Raw genomic sequence first — 13,322 nt, 5'->3', positions numbered from 1 at the left:
AATATTAGGCTCGCCTCGCAGGCGGGCCTTTTTTGTATTCGCCAGTCAAGCTTCGCCGTTTAACATGAGGGGATAATAAAAACACGCTTAGAATTTTTCCTTACATGTCAAAGAGCTAAGCCATTGAAACGTGAAATCATCGAACAAGAGAAGGTGAGCAATGAAAGTTCAGCTTATTCCATCACTGTGTGCACTCAGCGGATTGTTAATCGCCTCTACCGCCTTTGCGCAGGTCGCGTATACATGGGTAGATGAAAATGGCGTGGTTCACTTTAGTGATACGCCAAACAAAGGAGCAAAAGCGATCGCACTGCCAAACCTTGAAGCCAGCGCACCAGCTCCTGAGGTAGAAAGTACTGAATCGCTCGCACCTCAGACTACGCCATCTACTGCATCACAAAACAAGCCAGAGAAAACAACCGAGAAGCCTCTTCCATTAAAACTTTCAATGCAGACCCCCAAGCACAACGAGACCATCCGCAGCAATCGAGGCATCATCAATATTCAATTAGAAACCAATCGCAAGCTTGGTATCGGTGAGCAATTGCAATTGTTACTCGATGGAAAACCTTATGGTGCACCACAAAACCATATAGTGTGGCAGTTAAACAATATTGACCGAGGCACTCACACACTTGCTGTGCACGCGAAAAGAAGCGGCAAGCTTATTGCATCTACTAGCCCTATAACGGTGCATTTACATAGAGCAAGTGTTAAGCCGACCGTAAAAGGGGCAAAATAGAATATCTGGTGAAAAAAATCACATCACAGCGATGCTTTTCACTTTTTCTTCTAAGATTTATTCGCCATACTTAACGTTCAATTGCACCATTATTGTGCATCGCACAATCTTAAAGCAAAACAAGGACGTAATGTGGATACCAGTCTTCCTAGTGCCATTCTCAACAATATGGTGACAGCAACGCTGATTCTTGATGATGGATTGGCCATCCGTTATGCCAATCCGGCTGCCGAATTGCTGTTTTCTCAAAGCGCCAAACGAATTATTGAACAATCACTTTCTCAATTGATTCAGCATGCGTCGCTGGATCTCGCGCTGCTCACTCAACCGTTGCAAAGTGGCCAAAGCATCACCGACAGTGACGTCACTTTCGTTGTTGATGGCCGCCCTTTAATGCTAGAGGTGACGGTTAGCCCTATCACTTGGCAAAAGCAGTTGATGCTTCTGGTCGAGATGCGCAAAATTGATCAGCAGCGCCGACTCTCTCAAGAACTGAACCAACACGCCCAACAACAAGCAGCGAAGCTGTTAGTCCGAGGGCTTGCACATGAGATTAAAAATCCGCTTGGCGGCTTACGCGGTGCGGCGCAATTGCTAGAAAAAATGCTGCCAGAGCCCTCTCTCACCGAATATACACACATCATCATTGAGCAAGCAGACCGTTTAAGGGCGCTCGTGGATCGATTACTAGGACCGCAAAAGCCAGGTAAGAAGACACAAGAGAATCTGCACCAAATTCTTGAAAAGGTTCGCCAACTGGTTGAATTAGAGTCACAACGCTCAATCATCATTGAACGAGATTATGACCCAAGCTTGCCAGAGATTTTGATGGATACAGACCAAATCGAGCAGGCAATGCTTAATATCGTCAGCAACGCCGCACAAATTCTTAGCCATCAAGAACACGGGAAAATAACCATTCGCACCAGAACGGTGCATCAAGCCAATATTCACGGCAAACGCTGTAAACTCGCTGCTCGTGTCGAAATCACAGACAACGGCCCAGGTATTCCACCGGAACTACAAGACACGCTGTTCTATCCCATGGTCAGTGGCCGCGAGGGAGGAACTGGATTAGGGCTATCTATTTCGCAAAATTTGATCGACCAGCACAATGGAAAAATAGACGTAGAAAGCTGGCCTGGTCACACAACATTTACTATTTATCTGCCGATCTGAGTGCGCTAATGGACTTCAAGTCGCGTCAGTTTTTCGGTTTGCTGCAAGGATTACTACATGAGTAAAGGATATGTTTGGGTCGTTGATGACGACAGTTCAATTCGCTGGGTAATGGAGAAAACGCTCTCCTCTGCCAACATCAAATGTGAAACCTATGCCGATGGAGAAAGCGTGTTAATGGCGCTCGAACGCGAAGTGCCGGATGTTCTAGTATCAGACATTCGCATGCCAGGTATTGATGGGTTGGAGCTACTAAAGCAAGTACAGCGCGATTACCCAGACCTTCCCGTGATTATCATGACCGCGCATTCAGATTTAGATGCGGCAGTGAATGCGTACCAAAAAGGTGCTTTTGAATATTTACCAAAACCTTTTGATATTGATGAAACTTTAACTCTGGTTGAACGAGCCATTGCACACAGCCACGAAAACAAACGCGAGCAGCTCTCTCCAGAAGACATTCCAGCAGAAACGCCTGAAATTATCGGTGAAGCACCAGCGATGCAAGAGGTGTTTCGCGCCATTGGTCGTCTTTCTCGCTCCTCTATTTCAGTCTTGATTAACGGTGAATCGGGCACGGGTAAAGAACTCGTTGCTCATGCACTGCACCGTCACAGTCCACGTGCTAACAAACCTTTCATTGCGCTCAATATGGCGGCGATTCCCAAAGACTTGATTGAATCAGAACTGTTTGGCCACGAAAAAGGCGCGTTTACGGGAGCAAACAATGTTCGTCAAGGACGATTCGAACAAGCCAATGGCGGCACTCTATTTTTAGACGAAATCGGCGACATGCCATTAGACATTCAAACTCGTTTACTACGCGTTCTAGCTGACGGGCAGTTTTATCGAGTGGGCGGTCACTCTCCGATCAGTGTCGATGTACGAATTGTCGCGGCAACACACCAGAACTTAGAAAAGCTGGTGCACGAAGGTGACTTCCGTGAGGACCTATTTCATCGCTTAAACGTGATTCGCGTTCAGATCCCGGCACTGCGTGAGCGTAAGCAAGACATTGAAAAGCTTACACAGCATTTTCTTATCCGTGCAGCTGATGAGCTTGGTGTGGAAACAAAAACTCTCCACCCGTCAACCGTAGAGATTCTTAACCGCCTTGATTGGCCTGGCAACGTGCGTCAATTAGAGAATATTTGCCGTTGGTTAACCGTTATGGCCAGTGGTAGCGAGGTGTTACCAAATGACTTGCCAAGCGAACTACTCGAAGAGAAAAAATCCATTTCAGACTCTGCACATGGTAGTTGGCAAGAACAATTGGCGGATTGGGCACGGCATTCACTCGCAGCAGGAGATAAAGAACTACTTTCTTACGCTTTACCAGAATTTGAACGCATTTTATTAGAAGCAGCCTTAGAGCACACTAAAGGTCATAAGCAAGATGCCGCTAAAGTATTAGGCTGGGGGCGAAATACACTCACCAGAAAATTAAAAGAATTGTACTGACAATCACTTACGTGGTGCGTTAACAACGAGCGTCGTTTGTCACTCGATATTAATAAAAACATCAGTACAATTGTGGCGCACCACCATCTATGTGATTAGGCGATGTCTACTGCTACGACTCAAATTACACTGCGTACTGCTGTTCTGATTCCATTTGTCATGATCTTCTTACTGGCGATCGGTGTCATTGTCTACGTCCAAAAACAAAGTTACGAAGAAGTGGTCACGGATATCAGTGACAAGCAACTTTCCGTGTTAACCGAAAGTGTCCACGACCACCTCAATAGCTATCTACGTAAGCCTTTTACTGCGGTTATGGCTCTCGCGCACAACGTCAGCTATCACAACCTTTATCGCCCTCACGATACCTCAGACATTCAAAACTACCTGCTGAGTGCATTCAAAAATCTTTACCAATCGATACCGCAGTTGGATGTAATCGCATTTGGTTCAGAAAACGGCGACTTTGCAGGCTTTCGCCGCGAGCTTTCCGACGATTACACCTTAATGGTGCAAGATCGCTACACCGATGGTGATCTGGTTATTTATGGAACCAACCATGTGAGTAACAACATTCGAACGGTTATCTCCCAATACGATCCTCGCACTCGCCCATGGTATAAGCCCGTTGCAGAGAGCCAAAACGCCACTTGGTCTGAAATTTATACCAACGCTGATGAACGCCAGGATATTACGCTATCAGCCATGACGCCGGTGTACAAACACGACCAATTTGCTGGTGTTTTGGTGACAGACATTCGTATCAATACATTCAACGAGTTCCTGCGCGAGTTAAAATACAACACTAAAGCGTCGGTCTACATCATGGACCCAGATCATCGTTTAATCGCTCACTCAGGCCCGGGAAGCGTCATCTCATGGGGCACAAAATTTTCGGATAAAGGGCAGCGTTTGCTTGCCGCTGAAAACGCAGACCCGATCATCAAAATCAGTGCGAGCCGCGTCCGGTCTTTCGATCTCAACAACACCAAGCAACCTTATACTTTTTCATTTGAACATGATGGACAACGTATTTTCAGTCGGCTAACCCCGTATCGAGACCAAAATGGCTTAACATGGTTTATTGGCACCTCCATTTCGGAGTCCGAGCTTCTCGGCCTGTTACCAAAAAGCCAGCAAGAGAGTTGGCTCGTTGGCATTATTGTAAGCCTATTTGGGATCGCCATCAGTTGGATCATTTTCAACCGAGTTACCAGACCAATTAACGCGACGGCCGCCGCCGCTCAGCACCTGGCAAATGGGGATTGGGATAGCGGCATGCCAAAGCCTGGTTATGTGTATGAGACAACCGTACTAGTTCATGCTTTTAATGAAATGGCGAACAATCTAAGAGCTTCATTCAAAGCATTGCGTGAACAGTTAGTTTATGACTCTCTAACACGCTTATATAGCCGTCAGGGTTTGGTCGAAATCTGTGAAAATCAGTCTCATCTTTGTCACGGCAGTTTATTTTTACTTGGTATCAACAAATTTAGAGATATCAACGACAGTGTGGGTCATCACAACGGCGACCAGTTGTTGGTCAGCATCGCTGAAAGGCTAAAACAGCAGTTTCGTGACAACGCATTATTGGCTCGGATTGGTGGTGATGAGTTCGCGGTGTTTCTCTCAAATGTCGACACTGAAACCAAAATTAAACAAACCGAGCGTCGATTACAGCAACTCTTTTCCACCCCATTTATGGTGGAAGGCGAGAATGTAGTGATGAAGATTTCACTTGGTATTGTACAAACCCAGCCAAACGAAACCATGCCTTTATGGTTACGCAACGCCAGCATCGCATTAAGTTACGCTAAACAAGACTCACTGACTGGTGTTTGTCACTACAGCCCAGAACTAGCGAGCGCTTCAAAGTTTCGTACGCAAATGCTGACCAAGATCCAAACTGGCATTGAAAACCGAGAGTTTATTCCTCATTACCAACCGATTGTGGATCTCGTCAGTGGCACAGTGTGTGGCGCCGAAGCACTGGCGCGTTGGCATAGCGACTCAGGTATGGTGTCACCATTAGATTTTATCCCAATCGCGGAAGAAAGCGGCATGATCAAAGCCATCGGCCAACAGATTCTGTTACAAGCTTGTCGCGACACTTACCAAGCGATCGAAAGCAAACAGTGGCCGTCGGACTTCCAACTGCATGTGAATATCTCCGTTAATCAACTATCTTGCCCAAGTTTTGTTGATACGGTGACAAGCGTATTGGATATCACGAAATTACCAGCAAGTAACCTCACACTAGAGATCACAGAATCACGCATCATTGATAGCGCACCGACCACACTAGAAAACATGACTAAACTGCGTGAAATGGGTATTGGTATCGCGATAGATGACTTTGGCACCGGTTACTCATCACTGGGTTACCTCCACTCTCTACCGTTTACTTGCTTGAAGATTGATCGCACCTTCATCAATCAACTCACACAAGAAAACTTAAACAGTTCAGTCGTCGCTGCCGTCATCAATATCACAGCAGGTCTCAAAACTAATGTCGTCGCGGAAGGTGTCGAGGATAGCAATCAAGCACAATTACTGCGCTCTTTAGGCTGTAATCAGGTGCAAGGCTTCTACTACAGCCGCCCTATGCCACTAGAAGAATGGCCAACACATTTGGTGAACATGAAGTAGAAAAGAGCGAGAATCGTTGATTTCCTAGTCATCCTCTACTGACAATCTACCCAACTGTTATTTATACTTAACTGCAAATCTTACCCATGTATTGTCACAGATGATGTTTGGGCCCTGTTCCAGTTCATAACTATCCGGATCGACAAAATGATAACGAAGAACCTTCCTCTTACTGATTTGCACCGTCACCTCGACGGTAACATTCGTACTAAAACGATTCTTGAGCTAGGCCAAAAGTTTGGCATTGCCCTACCAGCGTACGATATTGAGTCTCTCACTCCTCACGTTCAAATTGTCGAAGCGGAACCCTCTCTTGTTGCTTTCCTTTCTAAGCTCGACTGGGGTGTTGCTGTACTGGGCGATCTAGATGCGTGTCGTCGTGTCGCGTACGAAAACGTAGAAGACGCGCTAAACGCACAAATCGATTACGCAGAGCTGCGTTTCTCTCCTTACTACATGGCGATGAAACACAAACTACCAGTAGCGGGGGTTGTTGAAGCCGTCGTGGACGGTGTGCAAGCGGGTATGCGCGATTTTGGCGTGAAAGCCAACCTGATCGGTATCATGAGTCGTACATTTGGCACTGACGCATGTCAACAAGAACTGGACGGCATTCTGAGCCAGAAAGATCACATCGTTGCCGTCGACCTTGCGGGTGACGAGCTAGGCCAACCGGGTGATCGCTTTGTGTCTCACTTCAAGCAAGTACGCGATGCTGGCCTTGGGGTAACGGTCCATGCTGGTGAAGCAGCAGGTGCAGAGAGCATGTGGCAAGCAATCAATGAGCTGGGCGCAACTCGTATCGGTCACGGCGTAAAAGCGATTCACGATCCAAAACTGATGGATTACCTAGCAGAAAACCGCATTGGTATTGAATCTTGCCTGACGTCAAACTACCAAACAAGTACGGTAGAAACGCTAGAAAACCACCCTCTCAAGCAGTTCCTAGAGCATGGCGTTCTTGCGTGTTTGAACACTGACGATCCAGCGGTTGAAGGCATCGAACTGCCATACGAATACGAAGTAGCGGCACCAGCCGCTGGCCTGAGCCAAGACCAGATTCGCCAAGCGCAAATCAATGGCCTTGAGATTGCGTTCCTTTCAGAAGCAGAAAAATCGGAACTGAGAGAAAAAGTAAAAGATCGCGCTTAAATCCAGCGAAAACATAAAAAAATGCCAGCATCTGCTGGCATTTTTTATATCTTGAATCTGTATCTCTGATTAAATAACACGAGAGAATTGTTGCTGACGTGCCTTTGCTCGCAGGTACTTATCGAAGCTCATACAAATATTACGGATCAGCAAACGACCTCGCAGCGTCACACGAATTTCATTGTCATCCACTTCCACCAGCTCATCGTTGATGAAGGTCTGAAGTAGCTGTAAGTCTTCTTTAAAGTACTGATCAAACTTCACTTTAAACTCAGACTCAATGGCTTTCTTGTCTAACTTGAAGTTACAAATCAGCTGCTTAATCACTTCACGACGGAGCAAATCATCGGAGTCCAGAGAGACCCCTTTCCATAGAGCGTGACGAAGTTCGTTGACTTGAGCGTAGTATTTCTTCAGCTCTTTCTGGTTTTGCGCGTACGCATCGCCGATCATCGAGATTGCAGAAACACCAAAGCCAACCAAGTCACATTCACCTTGTGTGGTGTAGCCTTGGAAATTGCGATGCAAAATACCTTCGCGCTGGGCAACAGCAAGTTCATCGTCCGGCAAAGCAAAGTGGTCCATACCGATAAATTGGTAGCCAGCACCAGTCAGTGTCGCGATGGTGTCTTGCAGAATCGCCATCTTCTCTTCTGCTTTTGGCAGGTCTTCGTCTTTAATCTTACGCTGCGCTGCAAATAGCTGTGGCATGTGCGCGTAGTTAAACACGGATAGACGGCCCGGCTGCATCTCTAACACTTGTTCTAGAGTCTTGGCAAAAGATTCTTTGGTCTGCTTCGGTAAACCGTAAATCAAATCTAGGTTCGTCGAACGAAAGCCTAACTCTTTTGCGCGCGCAACCATCGCAACGATGAACTCTTCATCTTGCTCACGATTCACCAGTTTTTGCACTTCTTTGTTGAAGTCCTGAACACCGATGCTCAAGCGATTGAAGCCTTCACTACGCAGATGATCCAGCATGGTCAGCTCGATTTCACGCGGGTCAACCTCGATACTGATTTCAGCATCGCTGCTAAAAGTAAACTCTTGGCGTAGCAGGCTCATTACACGCGTGATTTGCTTTTCAGAGAGAAACGTCGGTGTACCACCACCAAAATGCAATTGCGTCACGGTGCGACCAACAAGTAATGCAGCACGTTGACGAATTTCGTGTTCAAGCACGTCGAGGTATTCATCCGCTTTGTGCGAGTGGCGCGTAATGACTTTATTACATCCACAGTAGTAACAAAGCTTGTGACAGAACGGAATGTGTACGTACAGCGATAATGGGCGTTCTGGGTATTGAGTGCATGCCATATCATAATCAGAAATGGTGAACGCTTCATGAAACTCCAGCGCCGTTGGGTACGACGTATAACGAGGCCCGGAATAGTTGTACTTATCCAATACCGCTTGATCCCAGACGATTTGCTGTTTCGATTCAGTGTGTTGATTCGACATGGTGGTACTTTCCGTTAAATGCTAGGGCAACGAAAGCCGTCACCCGATATTCAGAGCCGCTATTTTGCCATACGACGATGACAAGCGTGGCAACGCCGACTGGCTTTTTAAGTATAAAACTAAAGAAGTGCTAGCGTGATCACGATACCCCCATTAGCCATAAGGAGACTATTGGGGGTCGCGCTTAAATCATCTGAATATTGATTTGATTATTCAGTGGCTGGACGTTTTTCTGCAACACTTTGAGCTCCTCAATAATCGCATCAGTGAGGCGGCTTTCCGCTTTATGACGCGTCAAGTTCTGTTGCATACGCTCTTTCTTGGCAAGTTGTTGGCGTTCTTCGCCACGCGCCATATCTTTCACGATGTGGTAAAGCTCAGAAATCGCAGGGTACGTTTTATCGAAATCAACGCGGTCTTCACCTTGTACATAATCCATGATGTTATACACACGGATACTGATTTCAGATAAATCGCACTGGCCTTGAATGCCCGCCTGACACAAGGTATGCACATTCTCAAAAATGTTGGCGTTACGTTTGTCTATCGCCAATTTTTGATGCTTCAGCTGCAATTCCTTTTGCTTTTTCAATTGAAGCAGAAGGTAACCTGCATAAGAAGCGAGTGCGATGATAATCACAACACCAGCAATAGCTAATAAGGTTACATTCATAGCTTAATTATCCTTTATAGTCGTCGAAATTAATGTCGTCGAAATCTGCCAGCAAGTCATCATCGTTGCGCGTGCTTTTCTCAGCAGGTGCAGTGAAGTCTTCCTCTTCTTCAGGTTCCAACAAACCTAGTTGGTCCATTAGTTTCTCAATGCGATCGAGTTTCTCATCGACGAATTTCTGTAGACCTGTGCCCAGGTTTTCACCCGCTTCAATACGGTCTAGCAACACGTTCAATTGCGCGTCATTTTCTAGCATCTCTAGTTCTTGCTCTGCCGACAAACGACGCTCTTGCTTCGTCATTTTCTTCGCAGGTTCAACAATCAGAGGTATTTTCTTTTTGCTGCCTAAGCGCGGGTCGCGATTTTGTGCAGCAGCTTGCTTTTTCTGCTCGTTAACTTCTGAGTTACGGTTACCCGTTTTCAGACCTTTACGCTTTTTAGCACGCTTGCGTAAGCGGCCTTCCACATCAGATTCTGTACGGTTACGAGTTACAACAAACTCAGGCGCACCAGCGGCACCCGGCTTTCTAGATTTTTTACTACGGCTCATTACTGGGGTTTCCTCAGTAAAATTACATCATTACCAATAAATTCGAGTTCGAGCTTATCCCGCTCTGCTAGGAACTGGAACGTGTCACGACTAAAGAACACTACGTGAGTGAGATCGTTCTTATAATGCCATGATTTGAAAGCCTCCACGTCGATGACCATTTTCGTCATCAGGCCTATCCAGCCCCCTGGCTTAACTAAATTCAACCATTGCTTCCACACCAAATCTGGGTGGTAGAGGTGCTCTATCACCTCTGTTGCTGTCATGAAGTCGTACGTTTTTTCTAAAACCGACGTATCAGGGTGGTAATAGAGATCGTACAACGCCATGTTGTGCCCCGCCTCTTCCAGCATCAAGGAGAGCGTTGGGCCAGGACCACAACCAAAGTCGATACCATTTGATTGTGGAGAAATTCGCTCTGTGATCGGGTCAGCAATACGCGACAAAAAGCGTCGGTAACCCAAATCATCGGGGTTGTTCTCATGCAAATCATAGTGAGCTTTTTCGCTTTCCGCATCCAAACGTTGGTCTGGATTTACGAATACCAAGCTGCACTGCTCACATTGAAGATATTCACGACGCTTATCTTCAAAATAATGGTGAGTGCGCTGATTTTGGCATAAAGGACAGGTATGCATGCTGACTTCCTCAAACAGGGATGCGAAACATACCAGAAAGTGAACTCGGATTGGAGTGTTGTTGAGTATTTTTTCAGCAATTTTTGTTAAAAAACTTTGTTTACAACCTATAAAGCTAAATAAGTGCAGTAATCTCAATTCAAGTTACGACTGAGCAAGTCAACGGATATAAAAAAAGCGACAGTCAGACTGTCGCTTTCTAAGTGCCATCAATTGGCGAAACTGTGTTGCACACATTTGGTGCACCAATGATCCCTTTGTTTTTAGAGCTTTCCCTGCCAAAAAGAGTTGTTTTTCATCTTCCTGATGAGTTTTGGCTATCCGTTTACTTCCTGTCTACTGAGCAACTTCCTGTGCCTGATCCGTTTCACTGTCTTAACCGTCAGACGAGATGACCATCCTTATCTGATAGGCTCCCTACCTATCTAAATCCCTTTCTAAATCACCAAGCATCCGAGCTACATCCTTGGAGACCTAAACCGTGGTCTTAAATCCTTACATTCACCCCCTGTGAACGACTTCTACTTTACGCCATCCCGTTATGCTCACAAGTAATGGATTGAAAAAATAATCCGCCTATTTTTCTAAAAAATCAAAATTATCATTTAATCAAAAACTTAAAAACATTAACAAGAAAAAGCCAACATCAAGTATGGCAAATGTCTCACAAACTGCCGAGCCAACTATCGCTTTCGTATCCAAACTCGACTGTGATATCTGTCACGAACAAAAATGCCCTAGTGGATTCACTAGGGCATTTTTGTACAAGTTGCTCGAACGATGTAGGGACATCTACCCAACCAGCTCAAGATGCAGGATCTTGAGCGATTTAGGTATATTAGTGCAGACCGCCAACGTATTTAGACAGCACTTCGATATCTTCGTCTGTCATTTTCTTCGCGATGTCGCGCATCATGGCATTCATATCATTACCACGGTCGCCATCACGGAATTTTTCTAGCTGAGCTTTGATGTAGTCAGCATGCTGACCAGAAATTTTCGGGAAACCTGAAAGCTCAGTACCATTGCCACGAGGACCATGACATGCAATACATGCGGTTAGGCCACGCTCGGCATCACCAGCGGTATAAAGCGTTTTGCCTTTTGCTACTACATCTTCAGGTGTTGAGTTTTCTGAAACTGGTAGCGAAGCGTAGTAAGCAGATAGGTCTGCGATATCTTCATCGCTCAGTGGCATTGCCATACCACTCATTACAGGATCGTAACGACCTTGTTTACCACCACTTGTCATGCCTAGCTTAAGTTCTTTTAACTGCTTCTCAAGATACTTAGCGTGTTGGCCTGCGAGTTTCGGGTACGTTGTTATTGCACTGTTGCCATCTGCTCCGTGACAGGCGACACAGGTTTGTGATTTTGCTTTACCAGCCTCAATATTACCTTGGGCCCATACTGAGCAACTGGCTAAAAGACTCAAAATTAGCGCTAATTTCTTCATGACATTCCATTATAATTATCAAGCTTCCAGTACCACGGAATGTGAACATACCGCGTACACTCATGGTACAATAGGCGACCTTATGCCGAGCACGGTTATTTTACACATTTTCACAAAAAAGTAATCAATCGACTACACAAAGTCGAGATGGAGTTAACAGTGAGCGTAAAAATTCATTACCAAAATACGCATTTCATCACCAGCGCACCCGATATTCGTCACCTGCCGGAAGACGAAGGTGTCGAAATTGCGTTTGCAGGACGCTCAAACGCTGGTAAATCGAGTGCACTTAACCGTCTAACTAATCAAAAAAGCTTAGCCAAGACATCAAAGACACCTGGTCGTACGCAATTAATCAACCTTTTCAAAGTAGAAGAAGGTTGTCACATTGTCGATCTACCTGGATACGGTTTTGCTCAAGTACCGGTAGAGATGAAAAACAAATGGCAGAAATCTTTGGGTGAATACCTACAGAAACGCGAGTGCCTAAAAGGCTTAGTGGTTCTAATGGACATTCGTCATCCAATGAAAGATCTCGACCAACAAATGATTTTCTGGGCCATCGATAGCCACATTCCTGTGCAAGTTTTGCTAACCAAAGCAGATAAACTAAAAAGTGGTGCACGCAAACAAACTCTACTGAAAGTTCGTAAGCAAGTAGAAACTTTCGGTGGTGACGTTTCTGTTGATGTGTTCTCTTCACTGAAAGGATTAGGTGTCGATCAGCTACGTGCAAAACTGGATACCTGGTTTGCACCAGCACTAGCACACCTGATAGAAGAAGACGAACAAGAGATACCAGCGAGCGATGAAGAATAATTAACAATATTTGTTAAATTTCTTCGACACGGCCCTGCCATTTGGTGGGGCTTTTGTTTATCTGAACTAAATAACAGGCAATAAAAATCCCCGCCTTCCTGGCAGGGATAACGGGAGAGAAAAATTGGTAATTATTGTTATGTGACGAAGCATTGCTGAACTGAGATTCGATTTCAATAGGTTAAAAAGCGCTCTTGTTTCCTGTGTATCACCAAACATTCACTCCAAAAACACCCAATAGCGTTACAATTCAGACAGTTAAGCCAAGCAAATCTTCAAAAAGATGTAACTTAGTTTCTTTCAAGAAAAAATAATAGTGTGACTGGCGTAAATTTACAGGATGAATAACGCAATAAATTTGAAGGAAAAATCGAGATTTTGCAGTGACTTAGAAAGGTCAAAAAAGAAGGTTTTTGAAGGCTAACTTTAAGCTGCTGATCCAAAAGAATAATTTTCTTTCGCCCAATAAAAAACGCCCCAGTCAAAAACTGACTGGGGCGGCTGAATCAGCCCAATCCAATAACGTGAAACAAAAGGTCTGA

At 45.3% G+C, this 13,322-nt stretch carries 11 protein-coding genes; 6 read left to right on the top strand and 5 right to left on the bottom strand.

Going from position 1 to position 13,322, the window contains the following annotated elements:
- The first annotated feature begins 160 nt into the window (after window positions 1-160).
- The 5 genes from R7D93_RS17865 (at window position 161) to add (ending at window position 7,183) form a co-directional block, all read left to right on the top strand.
- A complete protein-coding gene (locus tag R7D93_RS17865) occupies window positions 161-742 on the top strand; it encodes a DUF4124 domain-containing protein (RefSeq protein WP_025768298.1) in 582 nt (193 codons plus the stop codon).
- Between the two features lie 132 nt (window positions 743-874).
- On the top strand, window positions 875-1,921 hold the full coding sequence (glnL, locus tag R7D93_RS17860) for a nitrogen regulation protein NR(II) (protein WP_017821940.1): 1,047 nt from the start codon (window positions 875-877) through the stop codon (window positions 1,919-1,921).
- A 57-nt stretch (window positions 1,922-1,978) separates the two neighbouring features.
- Window positions 1,979-3,382 (top strand): nitrogen regulation protein NR(I), encoded by a 1,404-nt coding sequence (gene glnG / locus R7D93_RS17855; RefSeq protein WP_005379267.1) that lies wholly within the window; start codon window positions 1,979-1,981, stop codon window positions 3,380-3,382.
- Window positions 3,383-3,484: 102 nt separating this feature from the next.
- Window positions 3,485-6,031 carry an EAL domain-containing protein gene (locus tag R7D93_RS17850; protein ID WP_138939675.1) on the top strand — a complete coding sequence of 849 codons (2,547 nt, stop codon included), beginning with the start codon at window positions 3,485-3,487 and terminating at the stop codon, window positions 6,029-6,031.
- A 147-nt stretch (window positions 6,032-6,178) separates the two neighbouring features.
- On the top strand, window positions 6,179-7,183 hold the full coding sequence (gene add, locus R7D93_RS17845; protein ID WP_005382965.1) for an adenosine deaminase: 1,005 nt from the start codon (window positions 6,179-6,181) through the stop codon (window positions 7,181-7,183).
- A 69-nt stretch (window positions 7,184-7,252) separates the two neighbouring features.
- On the opposite strand, the gene hemN is transcribed toward add, so the two are convergent.
- The 5 genes from hemN to R7D93_RS17820 all read right to left on the bottom strand — a co-directional run bounded on the left by hemN (window position 7,253) and on the right by R7D93_RS17820 (window position 11,961).
- The gene (gene hemN / locus R7D93_RS17840) at window positions 7,253-8,644 is read right to left on the bottom strand and encodes an oxygen-independent coproporphyrinogen III oxidase (protein WP_017635016.1); all 1,392 of its coding nucleotides are present in this window, start codon (window positions 8,642-8,644) and stop codon (window positions 7,253-7,255) included.
- Window positions 8,645-8,828: 184 nt separating this feature from the next.
- A complete protein-coding gene (locus R7D93_RS17835) occupies window positions 8,829-9,317 on the bottom strand; it encodes a DUF2489 domain-containing protein (protein ID WP_005379254.1) in 489 nt (162 codons plus the stop codon).
- A gap of 7 nt (window positions 9,318-9,324) precedes the next feature.
- Complete coding sequence (gene yihI / locus R7D93_RS17830; RefSeq protein ID WP_005379252.1) at window positions 9,325-9,867, bottom strand: Der GTPase-activating protein YihI; 543 nt, start codon at window positions 9,865-9,867, stop codon at window positions 9,325-9,327.
- Window positions 9,867-10,505 (bottom strand): class I SAM-dependent methyltransferase, encoded by a 639-nt coding sequence (locus R7D93_RS17825; protein ID WP_005379250.1) that lies wholly within the window; start codon window positions 10,503-10,505, stop codon window positions 9,867-9,869. The genes yihI and R7D93_RS17825 overlap by 1 nt, the downstream gene beginning before the upstream one ends.
- Before the next feature lie 838 nt (window positions 10,506-11,343).
- Window positions 11,344-11,961 carry a c-type cytochrome gene (locus tag R7D93_RS17820; protein WP_005379248.1) on the bottom strand — a complete coding sequence of 206 codons (618 nt, stop codon included), beginning with the start codon at window positions 11,959-11,961 and terminating at the stop codon, window positions 11,344-11,346.
- Window positions 11,962-12,120: 159 nt separating this feature from the next.
- Here R7D93_RS17820 and yihA point away from each other — a divergent pair, with 159 nt between their 5' ends.
- The gene (gene yihA, locus R7D93_RS17815) at window positions 12,121-12,780 is read left to right on the top strand and encodes a ribosome biogenesis GTP-binding protein YihA/YsxC (protein WP_017635019.1); all 660 of its coding nucleotides are present in this window, start codon (window positions 12,121-12,123) and stop codon (window positions 12,778-12,780) included.
- Window positions 12,781-13,322 lie beyond the last annotated feature (542 nt).

Origin of the sequence: Vibrio sp. YT-15, from assembly GCF_033337445.1 — a bacterium.
Classification (GTDB): Bacteria; Pseudomonadota; Gammaproteobacteria; order Enterobacterales; family Vibrionaceae; genus Vibrio; species Vibrio alginolyticus.
This window is presented reverse-complemented; position numbering and strand designations above follow the sequence as displayed.